General features: G+C 73.4%; 24 protein-coding genes. 14 read left to right on the top strand and 10 right to left on the bottom strand.

Annotation, left to right across the window (positions count from 1 at the left end; translation table 11 throughout):
- Positions 1 to 25: 25 nt before the first annotated feature.
- Genes HHX33_RS05290 through pobA form a run of 6 tightly spaced genes read right to left on the bottom strand, consistent with a single transcriptional unit; the run spans position 26 to position 5,022 of the window.
- Complete coding sequence (locus HHX33_RS05290) at positions 26 to 580, bottom strand: protocatechuate 3,4-dioxygenase subunit alpha (RefSeq protein ID WP_182873573.1); 555 nt, start codon at positions 578 to 580, stop codon at positions 26 to 28.
- The gene (gene pcaH, locus HHX33_RS05285) at positions 577 to 1,257 is read right to left on the bottom strand and encodes a protocatechuate 3,4-dioxygenase subunit beta (RefSeq protein WP_182873572.1); all 681 of its coding nucleotides are present in this window, start codon (positions 1,255 to 1,257) and stop codon (positions 577 to 579) included. The genes HHX33_RS05290 and pcaH overlap by 4 nt, the downstream gene beginning before the upstream one ends.
- Positions 1,254 to 2,429 carry a thiolase family protein gene (locus HHX33_RS05280; RefSeq protein ID WP_182873571.1) on the bottom strand — a complete coding sequence of 392 codons (1,176 nt, stop codon included), beginning with the start codon at positions 2,427 to 2,429 and terminating at the stop codon, positions 1,254 to 1,256. Before HHX33_RS05280 ends, pcaH begins: the two co-directional genes overlap by 4 nt.
- A complete protein-coding gene (locus tag HHX33_RS05275) occupies positions 2,426 to 3,028 on the bottom strand; it encodes a 3-oxoacid CoA-transferase subunit B (RefSeq protein ID WP_220501546.1) in 603 nt (200 codons plus the stop codon). The genes HHX33_RS05280 and HHX33_RS05275 overlap by 4 nt, the downstream gene beginning before the upstream one ends.
- A gap of 21 nt (positions 3,029 to 3,049) precedes the next feature.
- Complete coding sequence (locus HHX33_RS05270; protein WP_182873672.1) at positions 3,050 to 3,811, bottom strand: CoA transferase subunit A; 762 nt, start codon at positions 3,809 to 3,811, stop codon at positions 3,050 to 3,052.
- Between the two features lie 23 nt (positions 3,812 to 3,834).
- Entirely contained in the window at positions 3,835 to 5,022 is a 1,188-nt protein-coding gene (pobA, locus tag HHX33_RS05265) for a 4-hydroxybenzoate 3-monooxygenase (protein WP_182873569.1), read from the bottom strand.
- Between the two features lie 84 nt (positions 5,023 to 5,106).
- Between pobA and HHX33_RS05260 the strand changes: the two genes are divergently transcribed.
- Positions 5,107 to 5,895 carry an IclR family transcriptional regulator gene (locus tag HHX33_RS05260; RefSeq protein ID WP_182873568.1) on the top strand — a complete coding sequence of 263 codons (789 nt, stop codon included), beginning with the start codon at positions 5,107 to 5,109 and terminating at the stop codon, positions 5,893 to 5,895.
- A gap of 25 nt (positions 5,896 to 5,920) precedes the next feature.
- On the opposite strand, the gene HHX33_RS05255 is transcribed toward HHX33_RS05260, so the two are convergent.
- Positions 5,921 to 6,340 carry a cellulose binding domain-containing protein gene (locus HHX33_RS05255; RefSeq protein ID WP_182873567.1) on the bottom strand — a complete coding sequence of 140 codons (420 nt, stop codon included), beginning with the start codon at positions 6,338 to 6,340 and terminating at the stop codon, positions 5,921 to 5,923.
- 219 nt (positions 6,341 to 6,559) lie between these two features.
- Here HHX33_RS05255 and HHX33_RS05250 point away from each other — a divergent pair, with 219 nt between their 5' ends.
- Genes HHX33_RS05250 through HHX33_RS05230 form a run of 5 tightly spaced genes read left to right on the top strand, consistent with a single transcriptional unit; the run spans position 6,560 to position 11,013 of the window.
- Positions 6,560 to 7,618 carry a 4Fe-4S dicluster domain-containing protein gene (locus HHX33_RS05250; protein WP_310741225.1) on the top strand — a complete coding sequence of 353 codons (1,059 nt, stop codon included), beginning with the start codon at positions 6,560 to 6,562 and terminating at the stop codon, positions 7,616 to 7,618.
- Positions 7,615 to 8,436 (top strand): FAD/NAD(P)-binding protein, encoded by an 822-nt coding sequence (locus tag HHX33_RS05245; RefSeq protein WP_259402151.1) that lies wholly within the window; start codon positions 7,615 to 7,617, stop codon positions 8,434 to 8,436. The genes HHX33_RS05250 and HHX33_RS05245 overlap by 4 nt, the downstream gene beginning before the upstream one ends.
- Complete coding sequence (locus tag HHX33_RS05240; RefSeq protein WP_182873565.1) at positions 8,436 to 9,224, top strand: oxidoreductase; 789 nt, start codon at positions 8,436 to 8,438, stop codon at positions 9,222 to 9,224. The genes HHX33_RS05245 and HHX33_RS05240 overlap by 1 nt, the downstream gene beginning before the upstream one ends.
- Positions 9,221 to 10,534, top strand: coding sequence for a Ni/Fe hydrogenase subunit alpha (locus HHX33_RS05235; protein ID WP_182873564.1), 1,314 nt, complete (start codon positions 9,221 to 9,223; stop codon positions 10,532 to 10,534). Before HHX33_RS05240 ends, HHX33_RS05235 begins: the two co-directional genes overlap by 4 nt.
- Positions 10,531 to 11,013, top strand: coding sequence for a hydrogenase maturation protease (locus HHX33_RS05230; protein ID WP_182873563.1), 483 nt, complete (start codon positions 10,531 to 10,533; stop codon positions 11,011 to 11,013). The genes HHX33_RS05235 and HHX33_RS05230 overlap by 4 nt, the downstream gene beginning before the upstream one ends.
- Here the strand turns inward: HHX33_RS05230 and HHX33_RS05225 are convergent.
- Entirely contained in the window at positions 10,904 to 11,398 is a 495-nt protein-coding gene (locus HHX33_RS05225) for an OsmC family protein (protein WP_182873562.1), read from the bottom strand. The genes HHX33_RS05230 and HHX33_RS05225 overlap by 110 nt on opposite strands.
- 164 nt (positions 11,399 to 11,562) lie before the next feature.
- Here HHX33_RS05225 and HHX33_RS05220 point away from each other — a divergent pair, with 164 nt between their 5' ends.
- Complete coding sequence (locus HHX33_RS05220; RefSeq protein ID WP_310741224.1) at positions 11,563 to 13,230, top strand: GAF domain-containing protein; 1,668 nt, start codon at positions 11,563 to 11,565, stop codon at positions 13,228 to 13,230.
- The gene (locus tag HHX33_RS05215; protein ID WP_182873561.1) at positions 13,220 to 14,059 is read left to right on the top strand and encodes a universal stress protein; all 840 of its coding nucleotides are present in this window, start codon (positions 13,220 to 13,222) and stop codon (positions 14,057 to 14,059) included. The genes HHX33_RS05220 and HHX33_RS05215 overlap by 11 nt, the downstream gene beginning before the upstream one ends.
- 17 nt (positions 14,060 to 14,076) lie before the next feature.
- Here the strand turns inward: HHX33_RS05215 and HHX33_RS05210 are convergent, their stop codons facing one another.
- Positions 14,077 to 14,628 (bottom strand): CBS domain-containing protein, encoded by a 552-nt coding sequence (locus HHX33_RS05210; RefSeq protein ID WP_182873560.1) that lies wholly within the window; start codon positions 14,626 to 14,628, stop codon positions 14,077 to 14,079.
- A gap of 205 nt (positions 14,629 to 14,833) precedes the next feature.
- On the opposite strand from HHX33_RS05210, the gene HHX33_RS05205 reads away from it, so the two are divergent.
- The 3 genes from HHX33_RS05205 to HHX33_RS05195 all read left to right on the top strand — a co-directional run bounded on the left by HHX33_RS05205 (position 14,834) and on the right by HHX33_RS05195 (position 19,034).
- The gene (locus HHX33_RS05205; RefSeq protein ID WP_117408197.1) at positions 14,834 to 15,319 is read left to right on the top strand and encodes an HPP family protein; all 486 of its coding nucleotides are present in this window, start codon (positions 14,834 to 14,836) and stop codon (positions 15,317 to 15,319) included.
- 133 nt (positions 15,320 to 15,452) lie between these two features.
- Positions 15,453 to 16,082: an MBL fold metallo-hydrolase gene (locus HHX33_RS05200; RefSeq protein ID WP_182873559.1), complete on the top strand. Its 630-nt coding sequence runs from the start codon at positions 15,453 to 15,455 to the stop codon at positions 16,080 to 16,082.
- Positions 16,083 to 16,322: 240 nt separating this feature from the next.
- Positions 16,323 to 19,034 carry an arabinofuranosidase catalytic domain-containing protein gene (locus HHX33_RS05195; RefSeq protein WP_182873558.1) on the top strand — a complete coding sequence of 904 codons (2,712 nt, stop codon included), beginning with the start codon at positions 16,323 to 16,325 and terminating at the stop codon, positions 19,032 to 19,034.
- A 180-nt stretch (positions 19,035 to 19,214) separates the two neighbouring features.
- Here the strand turns inward: HHX33_RS05195 and HHX33_RS05190 are convergent, their stop codons facing one another.
- The gene (locus tag HHX33_RS05190; protein WP_220501495.1) at positions 19,215 to 20,120 is read right to left on the bottom strand and encodes a hypothetical protein; all 906 of its coding nucleotides are present in this window, start codon (positions 20,118 to 20,120) and stop codon (positions 19,215 to 19,217) included.
- A 399-nt stretch (positions 20,121 to 20,519) separates the two neighbouring features.
- Here HHX33_RS05190 and HHX33_RS05185 point away from each other — a divergent pair, with 399 nt between their 5' ends.
- The 3 genes from HHX33_RS05185 (at position 20,520) to HHX33_RS05175 (ending at position 22,964) form a co-directional block, all read left to right on the top strand.
- Positions 20,520 to 21,389, top strand: coding sequence for a universal stress protein (locus HHX33_RS05185; RefSeq protein WP_182873557.1), 870 nt, complete (start codon positions 20,520 to 20,522; stop codon positions 21,387 to 21,389).
- Positions 21,390 to 21,505: 116 nt separating this feature from the next.
- Positions 21,506 to 22,057 (top strand): YceI family protein, encoded by a 552-nt coding sequence (locus tag HHX33_RS05180; protein WP_182873556.1) that lies wholly within the window; start codon positions 21,506 to 21,508, stop codon positions 22,055 to 22,057.
- Between the two features lie 103 nt (positions 22,058 to 22,160).
- The gene (locus HHX33_RS05175) at positions 22,161 to 22,964 is read left to right on the top strand and encodes an NAD-dependent protein deacetylase (RefSeq protein WP_220499210.1); all 804 of its coding nucleotides are present in this window, start codon (positions 22,161 to 22,163) and stop codon (positions 22,962 to 22,964) included.
- Positions 22,965 to 23,033 lie beyond the last annotated feature (69 nt).

Genomic DNA, 23,033 nt, shown 5'->3' with positions numbered 1-23,033 from the left:
ATCGCAACCTGCATCTGAGCGTGCGTCAGAATTCAAGGAAGACCGTCTCCCGCTCACCCTGCAGCCGTACGTCGAACCGGTAGGCGTCCTTCCCGTCCGCGCGGGCGAGCAACGTCGCGCGGCGGTCCGGGTCCAGCGAGCCGAGCAGGGGGTCGGGCACGTCGGCGAGGTAGACGCGGGTCCGCACCGGCTTCAGCAGCCCCCGGGCGAAGACCAGCAGGGGGAGGTACGGCCGGACGGGCGGCGCGGTCCGGAACCGGTAGGAGCCGTCGGGCTCGGTGGCGCACCGGCCGAACCCTCCGCCGCCGAACCCGCCTCTGCCGAATCCTGCGCTGCCTGCGCTGCCTGCGCCGGCTGGGCTGCCGAACCCCGTGCCGGCGGGCCCCCGCTGCCCGACCCCCTCGGGCTCGCCGGTCCACAGTTCCAGCAGCGCGTCGGGCACCGGCTCGCCCGCGCCGTCCAGCACCCGGCCGGTGATCGTGAGCGCGCCCGGATGCCCCTCGGGCACGAGTTCCCAGCCGCCCTCGTAGGGCAGGGCGAACCCGAAGAACGGCCCGACGGTCTGCGAAGGAGTGGTCACGCGTCCTCCTGTGCTGCCTCGATCGGGGTGCGGCCCAGCACGACGTCCCAGCGATAGCCGAGCGCCCACTCCGGCTCGGTGACGTCGAGGTCGAAGGCGGAGACGAGCCGCTCGCGGGCGGCCTGGTCCGGGACGGACTGGAAGATCGGGTCGAACGCGAACAACGGGTCGCCCGGGAAGTACATCTGCGTCACCAGGCGCTGGGTGAACGCGGTGCCGAAGACCGAGAAGTGGATGTGGGCCGGCCGCCAGGCGTTCGGATGGTTGCGCCAGGGATAGGCCCCCGGCTTGATCGTGACGAACCGGTAGCGGCCCTCGTCGTCGGTCAGGCACCGGCCCGCCCCGGTGAAGTTGGGGTCGAGCGGCGCCGGGTGCCGGTCGACCGGGTGGGCGTACCGGCCGGCCGCGTTCGCCTGCCAGATCTCCACCAGCGTCCGGGGCACCGGGCGGCCGGAGGAGTCGAGGATCCGGCCGGTGACGATGATCCGCTCGCCGAGCGGTTCGCCCGCGTGCCCGGTGGTCAGGTCGGCGTCGAGCGGGCCGACGTCCTCGTGGCCGAAGACCGGGCCGGTCAGCTCGGCCGCCTCCGGGTCCTCCTTCATCGGCAGCGGCGTCCGGGACGGCGCGCGCAGGACCGTGCTCGCGTAGCCGGGATACAGGTAGGGCGGCTGGGTCATCGGAGTCCTTCGAGGGTCAGGGCCAGTCCTTGGCCGACGCCGACGCACAGGGTCGCCACGCCGTACCCGCCGGTGCGGGAGAGACGGTGGGCGAGAGTGCCCGCGAGGCGCGCGCCGGAGCAGCCGAGCGGGTGCCCGATCGCGATCGCGCCGCCCTGCGGGTTGACCACCTCGGGGTCGAGCTCCTTCCACTCGCCGAGGCAGGCGAGCGCCTGCGCGGCGAACGCCTCGTTGAGCTCGACGGACGCCAGGTCGGCGAGGCCGAGCCCGGCCCGGCCCAGTGCCCGGGCGACCGCGGGGACGGGCCCGATGCCGAAGTCGGCCGGGTCCACGCCCGCGACCCCGGTGGACACCACCCGGGCGAGCGGGCGCAGGCCGTGCGCGGCGAGGCCGCCGGCGTCGGTGACCAGCAGCGCGGCGGCGCCGTCGTTCAGCGGCGAGGAGTTGCCCGCCGTGATCGTGCCGTCGGCGGCGAAGGCGGGCTTCAGCCGGGCCAGCGCCTCGGCGGACGTGTCGTCCCTGATCGTCTCGTCGCGGGACAGCCCCTCCCGCGGGACGATCTCCGCGTCGAACAGGCCGTCCCGCCAGGCGGCGGCGGCCCGGCGGTGGCTGCGCTCGGCGAAGGCGTCCTGCTCCTCGCGGCTCACGCCGCGCCTGCGGGCGAGCGTCTCGGTCGCCTCGCCGAGGGAGACCGTCCACCGCTCCGGCATCTCCGGGTTGACCATCCGCCAGCCGAGGGTCGTGGAGTAGAGCTGCTCGTGGCCCCGGGGGAAGCCGCGCTCGGGCTTGGGCAGCACCCAGGGGGCGCGGCTCATCGACTCGACCCCGCCCGCCACCACCACGGAGGCGTCACCGCAGGCCACGGCCCTGGCGGCCTGGATCACCGCCTCCAGGCCCGAGGCGCACAGGCGGTTGACGGTCGAGCCGGGCACCGTGACCGGCAGCCCGGCCAGCAGGGCGGCCATCCGGCCCACGTTGCGGTTGTCCTCCCCGGCGCCGTTCGCGGCGCCGAGGACCACGTCGCCGATCCGCTCCGGGTCGAGGCCGGGGGCCCGGTCCAGCAACGCCCGGATCACCCCGGCCGCCAGGTCGTCGGGGCGGATCCCGGCGAGCGCGCCGCCGTACCTCCCGATCGGGGTCCGCACGGCGTCGGCGATGAACACGTCCTTCATGCGATCTCGGCTCCCGTCTTCGCCCGCACCTCGCCGGAGGTGACACCGGGCGCGGTCTCCACCAGCCGCAGGCCCTCCGGGGTCACGTCGACCACGGCGAGGTCGGTGATGATCCTGTGGACGCACGCCCGGCCGGTCAGCGGCAGCGTGCACTCCGGCACGATCTTCGGCGTGCCGTCCTTCGCGGTGTGCTCCATCAGCACGACCAGCCGCCTCGCGCCGTGGACCAGGTCCATCGCACCCCCCATCCCCTTGATCATCTTGCCGGGGACGGCCCAGTTGGCGAGGTCGCCGCGGGCCGACACCTGCATCGCGCCGAGCACGGCGACGTCGATGTGCCCGCCGCGGATCATCCCGAACGACAGCGACGAGTCGAAGAACGCGGCCCCGGGCAGCACGGTGATCGTCTCCTTGCCCGCGTTGATCAGGTCGGGGTCGACCGCGTCCTCAGTGGGATAGGGGCCGACGCCGAGCACGCCGTTCTCCGAGTGGATCACCACGCGCCGGCCGTCCAGATGACCGGGGATCAGCGTCGGCAGCCCGATCCCCAGGTTGACGTAGCCGCCGTCGGGCAGCTCACGGGCCGCCCTCGCGGCCATCTCGTCACGGCTCCAGGCCACCTAAGCCTCCTTCACCGCAGGTGTCACGGTGCGCTTCTCGACGCCCTTGCCGGCGGCCTGCTCAGGGGTGAGCGGGACCACCCGCCGCACGAACACCCCCGGCAGGTGCACCTCGTCGGGGTCGAGGTCGCACAGATCCTCGACCTCCGCGATCGTCACCCGCCCGGCCATCGCCGCGAGCGGGTTGAAGTTACGCGCCGCCTTCGCGAAGACGAGGTTGCCGTACGCGTCCCCCTTCGCCGCCCTGACCAGCGCGAAGTCGGTCACGATGCCGCGTTCCAGCACGTACGGCACGCCGTCGAACTCGCGCACCTCCTTCGGCGGCGACGCCACGGCCACGCTGCCGTCGGGGTGGTGACGCCAGGGCAGCCCGCCCTCGGCGACCATCGTCCCCACCCCCGCAGGGGTGTAGAAGGCCGGGATGCCGCAGCCGCCCGCCCGCAGCCGCTCGGCCAGCGTGCCCTGCGGGATCAGCTCCACCTCGACCTCGCCCGCCAGGTACTGCCGGGCGAACTCCTTGTTCTCCCCGACGTACGAGCCGGTGACCCGGGCGATCCGGCCGGCGGCCAGCAGCTCGCCGAGGCCCCGGCCGTTGGTGCCGCAGTTGTTCGACACCACGTGCAGCCCGCCGACTCCGCGCTCCAGCAGCGCGCGGATCAGCACCGACGGCACACCGGACAGCCCGAAGCCGCCCACGGCCAGCGACGCGCCCTCGCCGACGTCGGCCACCGCCTCCGCGGCACTGGCCACCACCTTGTCCATAGGGCTGTTCACAGGGCTTGTGGTCACAGGCTCTCCTCGTACGGCAGGCCCACGTAGTTCTCCGCGAGCGTCGTACCCGCCGCGTCCGAGGAGGTGACGTAGTCGAGATGGGAGCCCTGCAGTTGCCGGGCGTAGGCGTCGTCGGAGTCGAAGGTGTGCAGCAGCGTCGTCATCCACCACGAGAAGTGCTGCGCCCGCCACACCCGGGGCAGGCAGGCCCGCGAGTAGCCGTCCAGCGCCTCCGCGGAGCCGCCGGCGAAGAACCGGGCCAGCGCCTCGGTCAGCACCCGCACGTCGGCCACCGCCAGGTTGAGCCCCTTCGCGCCGGTCGGCGGCACGATGTGGGCCGCGTCCCCGGCCAGGAACAGCCTGCCGTACTGCATGGGCTCGGCCACGAAGCTCCGCATCGGCGTGACGCTCTTCTCGACGATCTCGCCGGTCGCCAGGGCGAAGCCGGGCACGGTCTCCAGCCGGGTCCGCAGCTCGGCCCAGATCCGCTCGTCCGGCCACGCGGCGACGTCCTCGTCCGGGGCCACCTGGAGGTAGAAGCGGCTGATCTCCGGGGAGCGCATGCTGTGCAGGGCGAAGCCGCGCTCGGTCCGCGCGTAGATCAGCTCCTCCGACGACGGCTTCACCCGGGCGAGGATCCCGAGCCACGCGAAGGGGTAGTCCCGGCGATACTCGGTCAGCACGCCGTCCGGGATCGAGTCCCGGGACACGCCGTGGAAGCCGTCGCAGCCCGCGATCACGTCGCAGTCCAGCCGGTGTGCCGCGCCGTCGGAGCCGGTGAAGGTCAGGTACGGCCGGTCGGTCGCCGCGTCGTGCACCCGCACGTCGTCCACCTCGAAGCGGACGTCGCCCCCGGCCGCGAGCCGCGCCGCGACGAGGTCCTTGACGACCTCCTGCTGGCCGTACACCGTGATGCACCGGCCGGGCACCAGCCGCTCGAAGGCGATCCGGTGGCCCGCTCCGCCGTACCGCAGCTCGATGCCGTGGTGGGGGAGACCCTCCCGCTTCAGCCGCTCGCCCACCCCCGCCTCGACGAGCGTGTCCACCGTGCCCTGTTCGAGCACCCCGGCCCGCACCCGCCGTTCGACGTACTCCCTGCTCCGGCGTTCCAGCACGACCGATTCGATCCCGCGCAGGTGGAGCAGATGGGAGAGCAGCAGGCCGGCCGGCCCCGCCCCGATGATCCCGACCTGAGTTCGCATGGCCCAAGCATCGGCGGCGCCCGCCGTGTCACGTAGGCTTTGCTTCCGCCCAGCGGAAGTCCGCTCAGTGGAAGAGGGGGTCACATGGCCGGCGGCGCACGTGACCCCGGGCGTTCCGTGACGTCCCGGGCGCTGGCGATCCTCGGCGCCTTCGACGCCCGGCACGCCCGGCTCACGCTGACGGAGATCGCCGAACGCACCGGCCTGGCGCTCAGCACCGTCCACCGGCTGGCGGGGGAGCTGGAGGAGTGGCGGGCCCTGCGCCGCGGCGCCGACGGGCGTTTCCAGATCGGCCGCCGCCTGTGGGAGCTGGGGCAGCTCGCCCCCGACCCGCTGCAGGAGGTGGCCCATCCCTGGCTGCAGGAGCTGTTCGGCGGCACCGGAGAGAACGTCCACCTGGCCGTGCGGGACGGGCTGGAGGTCCTCTACGTCGACAAGGTGTACGGCAAGCGGGCCGTGCCGATCCTGTCGCGGACCGGTTCCCGCCTGCCGATGCACCCGACCGGCGTCGGCAAGGCCCTGCTGGCCTACGAGCCGGGATGGTTCGTCACGTCCTATCTGTCCCGGCCGCTGGAGCGGCCGACGCCGCACACGATCACCGAGCCGGGACGGCTGGCCCGCGAGCTCGCCCAGGTGCGCGCCCAGGGGTACGCCACGACCCACGAGGAGATGACGCTCGGCTCGTGCTCGGCCGCCGCGCCGGTGCTGGCCGGAGGCCCGCCCGCCGGCGGGCAGGCCTACCGGCCCGTCGCGGCCGTCGGCATCGTGGTGTCCTCACGGCGGGTGCGTGAGCTGCCCCGCCTGGTCGAACCGCTGCTGACCGTCGCGGCCCGCATCGCCGCCGACTACCGGGTCGCCGTCGCGCGGGCCTGACGGCCGGGGTGCGGGACCCCGGGTGTCACAGCGGCGTGCAGGTCAGACCGGTCATCCCGAACGTGCCGCCGGTCGAGGAGCCGTTGGCGGTGACGGCGAAACTCCCCCCGGGCGCGATGGTGCCGTTCCAGGACACGTTCGTCGCGGTGACGCTCCGCCCGGTCTGGGTCCACCTCGTGGTCAGCAGGGAGAAGAGCTTCTCGTCGCCGGTGAAGGTCCAGGAGATCCGCCAGCCGTTCAGGGCGGTCGTCCCGGTGTTCACCACTCTGCCGTCCGCCACGAAACCCGAGGGAAAGCTGTGGACGGTCGGGAAGCTGACCGAGCAGGACGCCGAGGCCGCGTTCGCCGGGGCGGGGGCGGCGACCACCGCGGCCGCGGCCAGCGTCGCCGCGGCGATCCAGGCGCCCCGCCGGGTGAAACCGGTTTCACGATACCGCCGTGCCATTCCCTCTCCTTTCGCCGGCCAGGGGGTGTCCCCGCGGCCGATTCGATGAACCTCCTCCGGATTGTGATCACGGCCGGCGGGGAATGTCATGGCCTCGGGCTCCGAACGCGCGGTAGCGCCGGTACGCGGGTGAACGTTTCATCCGCCGGTACGGCAGGCGTACGGTGAGTGCGAGGGGCATCACAGGCAGCGGCGAGAGGGGCCGCCATGGACGCCATCGTGATCGATTCTCTGGAACCACTGATCGCCGGGTTGCGGTCGCGGGGCTTCGCCGTCGTGGGCCCGGTCGTGCGCGACGGCGCGATCCGCTTCGAGGAGATCGCTTCGGCCGGCCGGCTGCCCCGGGGGGTCACCGACGACCAGGACCCCGGCCGCTACCGGCTGCGGGAGACCGGCGACGAGATGATCTTCTCGTTCGCGGCGAGCCCCGACTCGGCCAAGCGGTACACCCAGCCGCCCCGCCAGGCGCTCTTCCGCATGCGCGGCGAGCGGATCGAGGAGGCGGAGGAGGAGGCGCCCCGGATCGCCCTGCTCGGCGTGCGGGCCTGCGACCTGGCCGCGATCGGCGTGCAGGACCGGGTCTTCCTCGGCGGCCGGCACCCCGACCCGGCCTACCGGCGGCGGCGCGAGGCGCTGCTGCTGATCGCGGTCAACTGCGCGGTGCCCGGCGGCACCTGCTTCTGCGTCTCGATGGGCACCGGGCCCAAGGTGACGGCGGGCCACGACCTCGCCCTCACCGAACTGGCCGCGCCGCACCGGTTCGTCGTGGAGATCGGCGGCGAGCGGGGAGCGGAGATCGTCAGGGCGCTGCCGCACACGCCCGCCTCCGCCCGCGACCTGGCGGAGGCCGAGGAGGTGTCCCGTACGGCCGCCGGGCGCATGGGCCGCCACGTGGACACCGAGGGAATCCAGGAGCGGCTGTCCGCGCACGACTCGCCGCGCTGGCAGCAGGTCGGCGCCCGCTGCCTCACCTGCGCCAACTGCACGATGGTCTGCCCCACCTGCTTCTGCACCACGGTCGAGGACTCCACGTCCCTGACCGACGGCACGGCCGAACGCGTCGAGCGCTGGGACTCCTGCTTCACCCTGGAGTTCTCGGAGGTCAACGGGACGCCGGTGCGGGGCTCCAACCCCGGCCGCTACCGTCAGTGGCTGACCCACAAGTTCTCCACCTGGATCGACCAGTTCGGCATGTCCGGCTGCGTCGGCTGCGGCAGGTGCATCACGTGGTGCCCGGTGGGGATCGACGTAACCGAGGAACTGGCGAACCTGCCATGACCTCCCACCCGATGACTCCCGCCCTCTATCGGGTGCGCTCCCGGCGCCCGGACCGGGTCGACACGGTGACGCTGACGCTGGAGCCCGTCCGCGGTGCCTGCCCGCCGTTCCTGCCCGGGCAGTTCACCATGCTGTACGCCCCCGGGGTGGGGGAGATCCCGGTGTCGATCAGCGGCCGGTCCCGCTCCGGCGGGTACGCCCAGACGATCAGGGCGGTGGGCGCGGTGAGCGCCGCCCTGTGCGGCAAGCGCCCCGGCGAGGTGGTCGGCGTGCGCGGGCCGTACGGGCACGGCTGGGGCGTGCCCGCCGCGGCGGACCTCGACGTGGTCGTCGCCGCGGGCGGCCTGGGCATCGCCCCGCTGCGGCCGGTCGTGCGGGCGCTGCTGGCCGGCCGCCACCGGTACGGCCGGGTCAGCGTGATCGCCGGCGCGCGGTCGCCCGCCACGCTCGTGTACCCCCGGGAGCTGGCCCGGTGGGCCCGGCAGGGCGCCGACGTCCAGGTGATCGTGGACCATCCCGACCACGCCTGGCACGGCCCGGTCGGGCTGGTCACCCGGCTCGTCGACCGGATCGTCTTCGAGCCGCGCCGTACGCACGCCTTCGTGTGCGGGCCGGAGGCGATGATGCGGGCGACGGCCGAGGAGCTGGTGCGGCGCGGGGTCGCCCCCGGACGGGTGGAGCTGTCGCTGGAGCGCAACATGAAGTGCGCCGTGGTCCGCTGCGGCCACTGCCAGTTCGGCCCGCTGTTCGTCTGCGAGGACGGGCCGGTGCTGCGCTACGACCGGGCGGGGCCGATGCTCGCCGTGGAGGAGCTGTGATGGACGAGCCGGCGCCGCGCCTCGCGGTCTGGAAGTTCGCCTCCTGCGACGGCTGCCAGCTCACCCTGCTCGACTGCGAGGACGAGCTGCTGTCGGTGGCCGCCCGGCTGGAGATCGCCTACTTCCTGGAGGCGTCCAGCGCCCCCGGCCCCGGGCCGTACGACCTGTCGCTGGTGGAGGGGTCGATCACCACCCCCGAGGACCTGGAGCGCGTCAGGCACGTGCGGCGCGTGTCGAGGCGCCTGGTCACCATCGGCGCGTGCGCCACCGCGGGCGGCGTCCAGGCGCTGCGCGACTTCGCCGACGTCAAGGAGTTCGCCTCCGTCGTCTACGCCCGGCCCGACTACATCGCCACCCTCGATCGCTCGACCCCGATATCGGCGCACGTGCCGGTCGACTTCGAGCTGCGCGGGTGCCCGATCGACCGGCGGCAGCTGCTGGAGGTCATCTCCGCGTTCCTGGCGGGCCGGCGGCCGGTCGTGCCCGCGCACAGCGTCTGCGTGGAGTGCAAGGCCAGGGGGAACGTCTGCGTGATGGTCGCGCACGGCACGCCCTGCCTCGGGCCGGTCACCCAGGCGGGCTGCGGCGCGCTGTGCCCGTCCTTCAACCGGGGCTGCTACGGCTGCTTCGGCCCGATGGAGAGCCCCAACGCCGCCGGGCTGAACCACTGGCTGCGCGGGCTGGGCATGAGCACCCCCGAACTGGTGCGGATCTACCGGACCTACCACGCCACCACCGAGCCCTTCCGGAGAGCGGCCGAGGAAGCCGGGGAGGAGGGACACGAGTGACCCACAAGACGGTGCGGATCGGCGGCCTGACCCGGGTGGAGGGCGAGGGCGGGCTGGTCGTGCACGCCCGCGACGGCCGGATCACCAGTCTGGAGCTGCGCATCTACGAGCCGCCCCGGTTCTTCGAAGCACTGCTGCGCGGGCGCGGCCACACCGAGCCCCCCGACATCACCGCGAGGATCTGCGGCATCTGTCCCGTGGCGTACCAGATGAGCGCCTGCCAGGCGATCGAGGCCGCCTGCGGCGTGGAGGTGACCGGCCCGCTGCGGGACCTGCGGCTGCTGCTGTACTACGGCGAGTGGATCGAGTCGCACGCGCTGCACGTCCACCTGCTGCACGCGCCCGACTTCCTCGGCTACGACAGCGGCATCGCGATGGCCGCCGACCGCCGCGACCTGGTCGAGCGCGGCCTCGCGCTGAAGAAGGCCGGGAACGAGCTGATCGCGGTCGTCGGCGGGCGGCCCATCCATCCCGTGAACGTCCGGGTCGGCGGCTTCTACCGGGTGCCCGCCCGGGCCGAGCTGGCCCCCGTCGCCGAGAGGCTGCGCCGCGCCCGCGACGACGCCGTCGCCACCGTCACGTGGGTGGCCGGGTTCGACTTCCCCGACGTCGAGCACGACTACCGGTTCCTCGCCCTCAGCCATCCGGAGGAGTACGCCATCCTGTCCGGCAGGGTGGCGACCGGCGACGGCCGGGGCACACCGGGGGGCTTCGCGGTCGAGGACTGGCCGGAGCACGTGACCGAGGAGCAGGTGCCCCACTCCACGGCGCTGCACGCCCGGCTGGACGGCGAGAGCGGCTACCTCGTCGGCGCCCTCGCCCGCTACGCGCTCAACGCGGCGCGGCTGTCCCCGCTCGCGCGGGAGGCGGCGGCCGCCGCCGGGCTCGGGCCCGTGTGCCGCAACCCGTTCCGCGGCATCGTCGTACGCGCCGTGGAGATCGTGCACGCGTGCGACGAGGCGCTGCGGATCCTGGACGGCTACACCGAGCCCGACCGGCCCTCGGTGCCGGTCGAGCCCCGTCCCGGAGCCGGTCACGGCGCGTCGGAGGCCCCGCGCGGCACCCTCTACCACCGCTACCGGCTGGACGAGGACGGCCTCGTCGCGGAGGCGGACATCGTGCCGCCCACCGCGCAGAACCAGGCGCGCATCGAGGCGGACCTGCGTGACCTGCTCGCACCCCGCCTCGCCCCGGGCCTCGACCCGCCCGAGGCGGAGCTGGCCGCCCTGTGCGAGAGGGCGATCCGCAACCACGACCCCTGCATCTCCTGCTCCGCCCACTTCCTCGACTTCCACCTGGATCGCGGGTGACCACGGGGGAGACGGTCGTCGCCGGCCTGGGCGGCGATCTGCGGGGCGACGACGCGGCGGGCCTGGCGGTGGCCCGGCTGCTCGGCGACCCGCCGCCGCCGGGCGTCGCCGTGGAGGCCTGCGGCGACGCCGCCGCGCTGGTCGAGGCGTGGTCGGGCGCCGCGCTCGCGATCGTGGTCGACGCCGTCCGCACCGGCGCGCCCCCCGGCACCGTGCACGATCGCCTGCCGTCCCTCCCGGAGGCGGGATGGCACGCGGGATGGCACGGGGGCACCCACTCGCTCGGCCTCGTCGACGCCGTCGGCCTCGGCCGGGCCCTCGGCCGCCTGCCGGGCGAGCTGGTCGTCGTCGGCATCGAGGGCGGTGACTTCACACCGGGGGCGCCGATGACCCCGCCCGTCCTGGCCGCGGTTCACCGTACGGCTCGTGAGCTGCGGGAACGGCTGACCCGGGAACGGCCTGGCGCACGTCGAAGGTGATCCGCGGCGGCACCCGCAGCGTGGTGCAGAGCGCGCAGTGCTCCAGGACCGACAGGAGAGAGGCGCGCAGGCCCTCCGGGAGGCCGGGGGCGTCCACCGACAGCTCGACACGGTCGATCCGCCCAGGACAGACGCCCAGGCCGTACCGCGCGGTGACGCCGACCCCGGCGGCGAGCTGCCGCTGGCGCAGGAAGCGTTCGGCGCAGTGCGCGACGCCCGCGGCCAGCCCGCCCACGAACAGCTCGGCCGGCGTGGGGCCGGTGTCGCTCCCGCCGACGTCCCTGGGCTGGTCGGACCGTACGGCGTGCCGGCGGACGTGGACGTCGAAACGGCCGGCTCCGTGCCAGGCGACCTGGATGACCCCGTCACGCTGTTCAGCCGGCATGGTCCACCCCCAGTTCGAGTATCTCCGGGCGGTCGGGCCCGCCGAGGGCTCGCACTGGTAAGAAGCCCGTCGTGACCTGGCAAAGAGCCGGTGTCCGGACTGTTCTGATTTGCGACACTTTCAGATGTGGCCCACATGCCGCGGCGAGGACGAGGGTGAGCGCGGTGATTCCGCGCACGCGCCTGGACGAGCTGGTGACCGAGCTGCACGCGCGGCTGCAGGCGGTCCTGGTGACGCGTGACCGGGTGCAGGCACTGCTGGAGGCGGTCGTCTCGGTGGGCGGCGACCTCGATCTCGAAACCGTCCTGCGGCGCATCGTCGAGACCGCCACCACCCTGGTCGACGCCAGGTACGGCGCACTCGGCCTGATCGGGGAGGACAACACCCTGGCCCGGTTCGTGCCCGTCGGGATGAGCGAGGAGGAGATCGCCCGCATCGGGCACTGGCCCCACGGGCTGGGCCTCCTCGGCCTGCTGATCAAGGAGCCCCGGACGCTGCGGCTGCCCGACATCTCCCGGCACCCCGAGTCGTACGGCCTCCCGCCCGGCCATCCCCCCATGCGCGGCTTCCTCGGCGTTCCCGTACGGGTGCGGGGCGAGGTGTTCGGCAACCTCTACCTCACCGAGAAACGCGGGGGAGGGGAGTTCGACGAGGACGACGAGGCGATCGTCGTCGCCCTCGCGGGAGCCGCCGGAGTGGCCATCGAGAACGCCCGCCTCTACGAGGAGACCCGCCGCAGGGAGACCTGGCTGCAGGCGTCGGGCGAGATCACGACCAGCCTGCTGTCCGGCGCCGAGACGCCCCGCGTGCTCACCCTGATCGCCCGTCGCGCCCGGCGGATGGCCGGCGCCGACACCATGGCGATCCTGCTGCCGGACCCCGGCGGGCACACCCTCCGGGTCGCGATCGCCGACGGCGCCCTCCCCGAGACCTGCGCGGGGGCGCGCCGGATCCCCGTCGACGGCACGCTCGCCGGGCAGGCCTTCACCCTGGCGGAACCCCGCATGGCCGCCGACGCCGCCGACGACGAGGGGCCGGTGTGCGCCGTCCCGCTGGGGACCCCGGGGGCCGTACGCGGGGTGCTGTGGCTCGGCAGGCGGCCCGGCCGCATTCCGTTCAGCCGGTCGGAGGTGTGCATGCTCCACGCGTTCGCCGGGCACGCGGCCGTCGCGCTGGAACTGGCCGAGGCGCGCAAGGACGCCGAGCGGCTCGGCCTGCTCGAAGACCGCGACCGCATCGCCAGGGACCTGCACGACGTGGTCATCCAGCGGCTGTTCGCGATCGCGATGACCCTGACGGCCGCCGCTCGGGTGGTCGAGCGCCCGGAGGCGTCCGCCCGCCTGCGGTACGCGATCGACGAGCTCGACGGCACGATCCGGGAGATCCGCTCCACGATCTTCGCGCTGCAGACCCCCGCCGGCGCTCCCGGGCTGCGCGCCCGGCTCGTCGCGCTGGTCGAGAGCGCGCGGGCGCAGCTCGGCTTCCTGCCCGCCCTGCGGCTGGACGGCGGGCTCGACACCCGCGTCCCCGGTGGCATCGGCGACCATCTGCTGGCGGTGGTGCGCGAGGGCCTGTCGAACGTCGTACGGCACGCCCGCGCCACCCGCACCACGGTGAGCGTGTGCGTGGAGGGAAGCCGGCTGACGCTGGCCATGGAGGACGACGGGATCGGCATCCCGGCACAGGGCCGCCGCAGCGGCCTGCTCAACCTGCGGGAACGGGCCGAGGCCCTGGGAGGGAGCTGCACGGCCGGGCCACGCCCGGACGGAGGCACCTGCCTGCGCTGGAGCGTCCCGCTGCCGCCACCTGGAGAGGCTTGCGATGAGGACTAGTTTCGCCGACCGCCCGATCGTGGCGGGCACCGACGGCACGACCGTGGCCATCCAGGCCGTGGAATGGGCGGCCGACGAGGCCCACCGGAGGGGACTGCCCCTGCGGGTGGTCCACGCCGCCGACCGCCTGCCGTACGACGCCCCCCGCTATCCGATCCCCGACTGCTACGACCGGATGATCCCGTCCGGCCGGCAGCTTCTCGACCACGCGGAGAAGGTCGCCCGGGACCGGTGGCCCGGCCTGGAGGTGAGCACGGAACTGGCCGACGGGCGGCCCGGCCGCGTGCTGCGCGAGCAGGCCGGCCGCGCGGCCGAGCTGGTGCTGGGCGGCCACGGGCCGGTCGGCGCGCGGCTCGCCGGTCGCGTGGACGTGCCGGTCGTCGTCGTACGCCCGGCGTCTCCCGGCGCCGGCGCGGAGATCGTGGCCGGATTCGACGGCACGCACGCGGCGACGCCCGCGCTCGCGTACGCGTTCGACGAGGCCCGGCTGCGCGGGCACCGGCTCAGAGTCGTCTGCGCCTGGGAGCCGCCGATCTCCTCCGGGCCCAGGATCGCCGTGGACGTCGGCGAGATCGGGCGGATCCGGGAGGACCGGGCGCGGCGCCTGCTGACCGTATGGCGGGACAGGTACGCGGACGTCGAGACCGAACTCGACATGGTCCGCGCCCATCCGGTCTCCGCGCTCGTCGACGCCTCGGCCCGGGCCGCCCTGCTCGTCGTCGGCTCCCACGGCAGGAACGCCCTCACCGCGGCCATGCTCGGCTCGGTCAGCCGCGCCGTGCTCGAACACGCGCGCTGCCCGGTGGCCGTCGTCCGGCACGCTCTCTGACCGCTGGGCCGCCGGTGTCAGCGGCGGGCCGGCCGTACCCCGGGGACCGCCCGCTCCAGCAGGTCGGCCACGTGCTCCGGGCCCTGGCCCTCCGGGCCGCGCAGGTCGATCTCCCCGTTCCGCACGCTCACCTCCCAGGTCTCGGACGGGTAGCGCTCGCGGAGCGCGGCGAGGACCGCGTCGCGAAGCTCGGCGTCCGACCTGGCCAGTAGCGCCATGAGGTCCCGGCGGCTGACCATCCCGACGACCCGCTCGTCCCGCAGCACCGGGACGCTCTTGATCCTCCTCGCGATCATCAGGTCGGTCAGCACCGCCGTGTCGGTGGTCTCCTCGACCGTGCTTACCTGCCGCGACATGACGTCCGCCACCGTGGCCGGCCCGGACATGCCGGGCGCGAAGGCGCCGCACAGCAAATCGATCTCGCTGACCATCCCCACCAGCTCGCCGTGGTCTCCGAGCACGGGAGCGGCGGTGATGTCGTGGTCGTACAGCACCCGGATCGCGCGTCGCACCGTGTCGCCCCGGCCCAGCGTGATCACCGGGCTGCTCATGACCTCACCGGCGAGCATGGCCACCTCCCACCTGAGCGTCGACCGTCTCCACCTTCGCTGTCTCCATCCTCGCCCGGGCGGCGCCGGTGCCCGCCGGGCCGCAGGTCCCCGCGGCTCGGGACGTTCGGCACCTGCGCCGGACCGCGTCCCGGTGTCCCATGGAGATGGCAGACGCGTGCCCCGGCAGAGAGCCGGGTGCGCCGCCCGCGGGAGGTGGACGACGATGACCATGGAAGCCATGACCGCCGCCGACGTGATGAGCCGCGTGCTGGTGACCGTGAAGCCGGACGAGTCGCCGCTCATGGCCTGGGAGCTCATGCGCCGCGGGTCGATGCACCATCTGCCCGTCGTGGACTCCGGGTCCCACATCATCGGCGTGCTCACGAGGGAGGACATCGCCGCCCACTGGTCCGGCGGCCCGGCGGAGCAGTCGAGCGCCCAGGTGCGGCAGCTGCTCGGAGGGCGCAGGTGCCCGCACGTGTCCCCGGACGAGCCCCTGCCCGGGGTGGCGGCCGCGATGCTGGAGTCGGAGGTGGACGTGGTGCCCGTCATCGGGGCCTCCGGCATGCTGAAGGGCATCGTCACCGTGACCGACCTGCTGGCGGCGGTGGCGGGCAGACGGGTGGCCGTGGCACAGGACGCGGACTCGTCGGCGGGACTGTTCCGGCTGGAGCCGGTGCTCCCGCCCAAGCCGTCGCGGGCGGACTGAGTTCCTGCCCGCCGAGCCCCTGCCCACAGAGCCCTGCCCACAGAGCCCTGCCCACAGAGCCCTGCCCACCAGGACTCCGCCCGCCGAGATCCTGCACAATGGGGGCCATGCGCAACTCGGTGGTGATCTTCTCGTGAGTGCCCGTATCGACCATGCCGTCACCTCGGGCACGTTCAGCCTGGACGGCCAGACGTTCGACGTCGACAACAACGTGTGGGTGCTCGGCGACGACGCCGAATGCGTGGTGTTCGACGCGCCGCACGACGTCAAGGCGATCACGGACGTGATCGCCGGTCGGCGGGTCCTGGCGATCCTGGCCACCCACGCGCACGACGACCATGTCCGGGTCGCGCCCGAGCTGGCCGGCGCCACCGGGGCGCCCGTCCTGCTGCACCCGGCCGACCTGCCGCTGTGGCGGCTCACCCACCCTGACCGGGAGCCCGAGGGCGCCCTGTCCGACGGGCAGATCATCGAGGTGGCCGGGACCCGCCTCGAAGTGCTGCACACGCCCGGCCACGCCCCCGGCGCCTGCTGCTTCCGCGCACCGGACCTGGGTGTCCTCTTCACCGGCGACACGCTGTTCCAGGGCGGACCAGGAGCCACCGGCCGTTCGTTCTCCGACTTCGGGGTCATCATCGGCTCGATCCGCGACCGCCTGCTGACCCTGCCGCCCGAGACCGTCGTGCACACCGGCCACGGCGACAGCACGACCATCGGCGCCGAGCAGCCCCACCTCGACGACTGGATCCGCCGAGGTCACTGATCCCACCCAGGGCACCGGGAACCGCTTCGGCGGGAAAACGAGGGGAAAAGGCCCGCCCGAAAAGCACGCCCTTAACCTTGACGTGATTTCTGCCCGGTGTCATAGTCTGGGTTGCTGATCAGCGCCCGACTCCCATCCCTCGTCCGCCGTCCAGAACAGCTAGGTATGTTAGCGCAAACATTTGTTAGCGCTAACAATCGGCTACGAAGCCGAGCAGGATGTATGGAGGAACGATCCAACATGGCGAGACCCCCCATCCGTTCCGTACACCGGAGAATCCTGACCGCCGGTGCGGCGATCGTGACGGCGCTGGCCGGCGTCACGATCGCGACGGCGCCGACGGCGCAGGCTGCGCCCCCTCCGGCCAGGCCGCAGGGCCCGTGTGACATCTACGCCGCCGGCGGCACCCCCTGTGTGACCGCCCACAGCACCACCCGGGCGCTGTACGCCTCCTACGACGGCCCGCTCTACCAGGTCAGGCGGACATCGGACGACAGGGTCAGGGACATCGGCGTCGTCGCCCCCGTCGGCGGGGCATACCCCGACGCGGGCGGATACGCCGACGCCGACAGGCAGGACTCGTTCTGCGAGGACACGGTCTGCCTGATCACCACGATCTACGACCAGTCCGGCAAGGGCAACCACCTCTACCAGGCGCCCCCCGGCACCTTCCGGGGTCCCGCCGTCGGTGGATTCGACACCCTCTCGATCGCGGACATGGCGCCGATCACGCTCGGCGGCCACCGGGTGTACGGCACCTACATCATGCCGGGCATGGGGTATCGCAACAACAACGCCACCGGCCTCGCGAAGGGGGACGAGCCGGAGGGCATCTACTACGTCATCGACGGCAAGCACTACGACAGCGGCTGCTGCTTCGACTACGGCAACTCCTCGACGAACGGCCGCGCCGTGGGCACCGGCACCATGGAGACCACCTACTTCGGCACCGCCACCGCCTGGGGGAGCGGTAGCGGACCCGGTCCGTGGATCATGGCCGACATGGAGGCGGGCCTGTTCTCCGGATACAACGCGAAGCAGAACCCGGCCGACCCGACCATCGACTCCTGGCGGTTCGTCACCGCCGTCGTCGACGGCGGCGGCGGGAACCAGTGGGACCTGCGCGGAGGCAACGCACAGGAGGGCCCCCTCACGACCTACTACAGCGGAATCCGCCCCGGTTCGCTGACCAACGCCAGCTACTACCCGATGCACAAGAAGGGCGCCGTCCTCCTGGGCACCGGCGGCGACAACGGCAACGGCTCGTCCGGCACCTTCTACGAAGGGGTCATGACGACGGGCTACCCGTCGGAGGCCACGACGGACGCGGTGCAGGCCAACATCGTCGCCGCCAGGTACGACGTGCAGCGGCTGGCCCTGTCGCGGGTCACGACCTTCACCCCGAACTCGTCGCAGGAGGTCACCGAGACGTTCACTAACACCACGGGGGAGGCCGCGCTGAACGTCAACCTGAGCCTGGCCGCGCCCAAGAAGTGGACCGTCCGGGTCAAGGGCACCGATGACACATCCGCGACGTTCGGCCGGGTCGAGCCGGGTGAGAGCGTGCGGGCCGCCTTCACCGTCACCTCGGCGGCGGAGACCGGCGCGGGCTTCCTGGTCGGCGAGGGCAAGTACGTCAACTCCGCCGGCCGGAACAGGCAGTCCACGGAGATCACCCAGGCGGTGCGGAGCGCCCTCCCGATCAGGATCAACGAGGTCCGCTTCCGTACCAGCACAAACGCGACCGACCAGTTCGTCGAGCTCTACAACGCCTCGGGCGCCGAGGTCGACCTCTCCGGCTGGACCCTGACCAACACCCCGAGCGGCTCGGCCGCCACCACCCTGGCGCGGATCCCGGCCGGGACGAAGCTCGCGAGTGGCGACTACTACCTGCTCGGCCTGTCCGGCTCGGGAGTGGCGGCCCCGGTGAGCAAGGGTGCGACCGTCGTCAACGTCAGGAGCACGACCGGCTTCGCGGCCGGCCAGCAGGTCGACATCGACACCGGCTCCGGGCGGGAGACCCGTACGGTCCAGCAGGTCGGGACGGCGGCCACCGCGGCGACGACGCTGTTCATCCCCGTCTCCACCGGACCGTGGATCACGATCCCCCGCGGCTCGTCCAACGTGCCGGTCACGAACGCGGCCGGCTTCGCGGTCGGCGACCGGATCGGCATCGACACGGGCGAGAACTACGAGCAGGCCACGGTCACCGCGGTCGGCAAGGCGGCCACGCAGACGACCCTGTCGGCGGCGGCGTCCGCGGGCGCGACCAACATCAAGGTCGCGGCCGACGCCAACATGACGGTCGGCGACACCCTGACGGTGGACACGGGCGAGAACAAGGAGGAGGTCACCGTCGCCGCCGTCGGCACCACCGGCGCGAACGGCACGGGCGTCGACCTCGCCGCCCCGCTGCGGCTCGCCCACGAGCAGGGCGTCGACGTGTCCGACCGCGGGACGGGCATCAGCTTCTCGCCGCGGACGAAGGAGCCGCACACGAGCGGGGTGTCCGTGCAGGCGCTCGGCAGCGGCATCACCCTCGACCGTCCGCTCGACAACGGTCACGAGATCGGCGCGGCCATGGTGAATCCCCTGGTCACGACGACCGGCTACCAGGGGCAGCCGGCGCCCGACCAGTGGTTCGGAGGCGCCCTGTCCACCGGCGCCGGATCGATCGCGCTGCGGGACGGCACCGGCGCGGTGGTCGTCGACGCCGTCGTCTACGGATCCCAGCAGAGCAGTTCGAGCGGCAACGGGACCATCACCAGCCCCGAGCTCGCCGTCCTGGAAGCCGACCAGGGCGGGGGCGGCTGCATCGCGGTGGTGGCGGGCGCGGCCGCCGGCGCCGGACGGAGCAACGCCCGCTGGCCCGACGGGAACGACACCGACAGCCTCTGCCGCGACTTCGTCACCACCAACGTGCCCACGCCCGGCGCGGCCAACGCGAGGTGACCTGACTCATCGCCGGCCGCTTCCGGTGCCCGCCGCGAACGGCTGGCACCGGAACCGGCGGCCCGAACGCGGGCGACGTGAGCGGACGACCACAGGCGGAAAGCTCCTGTGGTCGTCCGTCTGTGTTGCCCGTCTGTGTTCGCCCGCCTCTGGCCGTCCGCCGCTGCCGACGAGGCCGGCCTAACGTGGGGCGGTGCGCACCCCGGTGACGGCGAACCGCTCGACGTCGGCGATGTGACCGCCGGTGCTCGCGACGATGGTCACCGTCCGGCCCGGGGCGGCACGGAAGTCGAGGGTGGTGGACCAAGGGCGGTTCTCGCCGCCCGCCGAGACGCAGCAGCGCTCGCCGAGCGGGCCGGTGCCACCGGCGCCGCGCGCCTGCACCCGGACGCTCTCGTCCACGCCGGTGATCCTGCCGCCGACCTTCACGGGGGAGGAGACGGAGCTGCCGTACCGGGGGGTGGTGAGGGAGAAGGTGGTGTCGTCGGTGCCCACCACCTCCCAGGGAGCGTCGCCACCGGTGCCGAACCTCACCAGGTGGATGACGGAGGCGATGCCGGGACGACCGCCGCCCTCGCCGCGGATGCCGACGGAGACGCGGGCGTGCGCGCCGTCGACGGTGCTGCCGACCAGCTGGTCGATCCCCTTGAACCCCAGGTATCCCTGGGTGAAGGCGAGAGCGGTCTGCCCGGCGTCCAGGTGCCAGGGCTGGTGCCCGCCCGCGCGGTAGCTCCGCTGCCAGTCGCGCACCTGCGTCTCGTCGGCGAACGGCCACAGCGGCTGGTAGCGGCCTGCCACCAGGGGGCCGCCGGAGGAGGTGGCGAGGGCGGGCGAGGGAGCCGGAGTGCCGGTCACGGCCGCCGAGGGCGCCGGGAGAGACGAGCCGGACGACGGGCCTGTGAACGTCGCGGCTGACGTGGCGCCCGATTCGGCGGCGGGGGACGACCCCGGGCCCGTACCGCACGCCGCCACGAGGAACCCCAGCGTGGCCAGCACCGGGGCCAGCACCGGGGCCAGTACGGCGGGCGGCCGGCGGCGGATCCGGCCGGGCGCGGACGGCGCGCCGGAAAGGGGCGTGCCTGCCACGGGCGTCCGCCGGAGGATGCCGCCGGGTGCGGGCGGCGGGCCGGACAGGGGCGCGTCCAGGCGCGCTCCGCTCCGCGACCGGTGAGTTGCGTTGGTCCTGTCACCACACGGCATTCCGCCAGGCACGATGCTCGCTCCCGCCCGAGACGTCTCCTGACAGAGAGCATGCCCGCCGGAAGCCTCTCGATCCATGGAGTTCGCGATGTCTGGCGGGCCTGCCGCCCAGGAGGCACGGCAGGCGGCGGAAGTCCCGGGGCGAAGGGACTTTCGACCGCTGCGCGACGGGCAGCGGACACGGTGCGATGGTCGCCGGGAGCGGTGTCCCCGCGCCCGCGAGTCGCACGACGTCCGCGAGCCGCCGAGCACCGCGAGCCGCTGAGCACAGGGAGGAAACGGACCATGACCGGACTGGTCGTCGCCGCCGTCGACGGATCGAAGCCCGCGACGGCGGCGCTGGAGTGGGCGGCGGACGACGCGCGGCGCAGGGGGGCCGCCCTGCGCATCGTCCACGTACGCGAGCCGTGGGCGCACCAGTACCCGTTCCACGCCGTGGAGGGGTTCGCCGACTCCTACGGCGAGTTCTGCGAAGGGGTGCTCGCCGCGGCCGCGGAGCGCGCACGTCAGGTCGCCCCGGACCTGGAGGTGACGACGGAACTCGCCGAGGGGACGGTCGTCGAGACGCTGCGCGCCGCGTCGGCCGGGGCCGGCGCGCTCGTGGTCGGCAGCCGGGGGACCGGGGGCTTCTCCGGCCTGGTCCTCGGGTCGGTCGGCCTGGGCCTCACCGGGCACGCTCCGGTCCCCGTCGTGGTCGTACGCAGGCCGCACCGCGACGAGTACCACGAGGTCGTCGTCGGTTTCGACGGATCGCCTCACTCGGAGGCCGCGCTGGAGTTCGCCTTCGAGGAGGCGCGGGCGCGCCGGGCCCGGGTGCACGCCGTGTACGCGTGGGAGGCGCCGATCTTCTCCCCCTTCGCCGCCGGCTATATAGCGACGATGCACGAGGTCTTCGACGAGGAGTCGCGCTCGGCCCGGCTGCGGCTGGCGCCGTGGCGCGAGAAGCACCCGGACGTCCCGCTCGTCGAGTCGGCGGTCTTCGGGCACCCGGTTCCCGCGCTCGCCGAGGCGTCGCTCGTCGCCGACCTCGTCGTCGTCGGGTCGCGGGGGCTGGGCGGCGTGCGCGGCGCGCTGCTCGGCTCGGTCAGCCACGCCGTGCTGCACCGCGCGCACTGCCCCGTCGCGGTCGTACGGCCCCCGGAGGAGACGCGTTGATTTCAGAATCTACAACGTAAAGGCGGCGGCCTTGTGCCGATCCCTCCCGCCGGGTCACCACGAGTACCGTCACCCGCGGCGACATCGCCGGACGAGAGCGTGGGAATGCCGATGACATGGACGTCGAGGCGGGCACGTACGCGCTGGGGCCCAGGTCGGGGCGGTTGCTGGTCCTCACCGGCCGCGCCGGTCTGGGCGCGAAAGCCGGGCATGACCTGACGATCGAGGTCACCAGATGGCGGGGCGAGGCGGTGGTGGCACCGGACGACCCGGCGGCCTCCCGGGTCTCGCTGGAGGCCGAGACGGCCTCGATGCGGGTCAGGGAGGGCACGGGCGGGGTCAAGCCGCTCACCGACTCCGACCGGGTCGAGATCGAGAAGAACATGCGGGAGAAGGTCCTCAGGCCGGACCGGCATCCCACGATCACGTTCCGGTCGACGCGTGTGGGGGGCGACCCCGGGGCGTTCCGCGTCGAGGGCGACCTGACCATCGTGGGCGTGACCCGGCCGGTCGCCGTCGAGGGAGTGCTCGCCGGCGGGCGGGCCCGCGGCCGGGCCACCGTCGTGCAGTCGGAGTGGGGCATCCGCCCCTACTCCGCGTTCTTCGGCGCGCTCAGGCTGCGCGACGAGGTCGAAGTGATCTTCGACGTGCGGCTCGTGCCGGGCTGAGGCGCCCATCATGCACCATGGAGGGGTGAACCGGCTTCCAATGGCGCAAGCCATCAAGCAGGCCAGCGAGCGGACCGCCGAGCAGACCGGCGAGCGGTGGAGCATGCTGGCCGATCTCGTGGCGGACGGCGACGTGGTGGTGCTCAGCGGGGCTGGCCTGTCCACCGAGTCCGGCATCCCGGACTACCGCGGAGAGACCGGACGCAGGCGCAGAGCCGACCCGATGACCTATCACACCTTCGTGAGCAGCGCCTCCGCCCGCCGGCGCTACTGGGCCCGCAGCCATCTGGGCTGGCGGCACATCGTGGAGGCCGCCCCCAACGCCGGTCACCGCGCGGTCGCCGAACTGCAGCGCCGCGGGCTCGTCGCCGGGGTCATCACCCAGAACGTGGACGGCCTGCACGAGGCCGCCGGCGCGCACGGGGTGATCGAACTGCACGGCAGCCTGCACCGGGTGCGCTGCCTCGGCTGCGGTCACCGCGGCGCCCGTCACGAACTGGACCGGCGGCTGCGTGCGGAGAACCCCGGCTGGCACTCCCGCACCGCGCTGATCAACCCCGACGGCGACGCCGTGCTGACCACCGCCGAGATCGAGACGTTCCGTACGGTGGACTGCGAGGGCTGCGGCGGCGTGCTCAAACCGGACGTGGTGTTCTTCGGCGAGAACGTCCCGCCGTCGCGGGTGCAGGAGTGCTACGCGCTGACCGAGCGGGCCGGCCTGCTGCTGGTCCTGGGGTCCTCGCTGACCGTGATGTCCGGTTACCGGTTCGTCCGGCACGCCGCCGCCCGCTCGATCCCTGTCGCGATCATCAACCAGGGGCCGACCCGGGGCGACGGCGAGGCGCTGATGACCTTCGACGCCCCGCTCGGCCCGGCCCTGACCACCCTCCTGGGAGACCTGGCCTAGTGTCCGATGAACGATCACGGCTGGTGCGGTCGATGATCGCTCGTGGTGAGACGTGGTGAGCCAGTGGGA

It is taken from the genome of Microbispora sp. H10670 (assembly GCF_014161385.1).
In the GTDB taxonomy this organism is placed as follows: Bacteria; Actinomycetota; Actinomycetes; order Streptosporangiales; family Streptosporangiaceae; genus Microbispora; species Microbispora triticiradicis.
This window is presented reverse-complemented; position numbering and strand designations above follow the sequence as displayed.

Excerpts from the sequence above, each read along its gene's own strand:
- HHX33_RS05185 (WP_182873557.1), top strand. The coding sequence starts at position 20,520 with ATGACCGGACTGGTCGTCGCCGCCGTCGACGGATCGAAGCCCGCGACG.
- HHX33_RS05240 (WP_182873565.1), top strand. The coding sequence starts at position 8,436 with ATGGACGAGCCGGCGCCGCGCCTCGCGGTCTGGAAGTTCGCCTCCTGC.
- HHX33_RS05245 (WP_259402151.1), top strand. The coding sequence starts at position 7,615 with ATGACCTCCCACCCGATGACTCCCGCCCTCTATCGGGTGCGCTCCCGG.
- HHX33_RS05210 (WP_182873560.1), bottom strand. The coding sequence starts at position 14,628 with ATGCTCGCCGGTGAGGTCATGAGCAGCCCGGTGATCACGCTGGGCCGG.
- HHX33_RS05225 (WP_182873562.1), bottom strand. The coding sequence starts at position 11,398 with ATGCCGGCTGAACAGCGTGACGGGGTCATCCAGGTCGCCTGGCACGGA.
- HHX33_RS05260 (WP_182873568.1), top strand. The coding sequence starts at position 5,107 with ATGGCCGGCGGCGCACGTGACCCCGGGCGTTCCGTGACGTCCCGGGCG.
- HHX33_RS05195 (WP_182873558.1), top strand. The coding sequence starts at position 16,323 with ATGGCGAGACCCCCCATCCGTTCCGTACACCGGAGAATCCTGACCGCC.
- HHX33_RS05180 (WP_182873556.1), top strand. The coding sequence starts at position 21,506 with ATGGACGTCGAGGCGGGCACGTACGCGCTGGGGCCCAGGTCGGGGCGG.
- HHX33_RS05215 (WP_182873561.1), top strand. The coding sequence starts at position 13,220 with ATGAGGACTAGTTTCGCCGACCGCCCGATCGTGGCGGGCACCGACGGC.
- pobA (WP_182873569.1), bottom strand. The coding sequence starts at position 5,022 with ATGCGAACTCAGGTCGGGATCATCGGGGCGGGGCCGGCCGGCCTGCTG.
- HHX33_RS05275 (WP_220501546.1), bottom strand. The coding sequence starts at position 3,028 with ATGGCCGCGAGGGCGGCCCGTGAGCTGCCCGACGGCGGCTACGTCAAC.
- HHX33_RS05280 (WP_182873571.1), bottom strand. The coding sequence starts at position 2,429 with ATGAAGGACGTGTTCATCGCCGACGCCGTGCGGACCCCGATCGGGAGG.
- pcaH (WP_182873572.1), bottom strand. The coding sequence starts at position 1,257 with ATGACCCAGCCGCCCTACCTGTATCCCGGCTACGCGAGCACGGTCCTG.
- HHX33_RS05175 (WP_220499210.1), top strand. The coding sequence starts at position 22,161 with ATGCTGGCCGATCTCGTGGCGGACGGCGACGTGGTGGTGCTCAGCGGG.
- HHX33_RS05255 (WP_182873567.1), bottom strand. The coding sequence starts at position 6,340 with ATGGCACGGCGGTATCGTGAAACCGGTTTCACCCGGCGGGGCGCCTGG.
- HHX33_RS05270 (WP_182873672.1), bottom strand. The coding sequence starts at position 3,811 with ATGGACAAGGTGGTGGCCAGTGCCGCGGAGGCGGTGGCCGACGTCGGC.
- HHX33_RS05205 (WP_117408197.1), top strand. The coding sequence starts at position 14,834 with ATGACCATGGAAGCCATGACCGCCGCCGACGTGATGAGCCGCGTGCTG.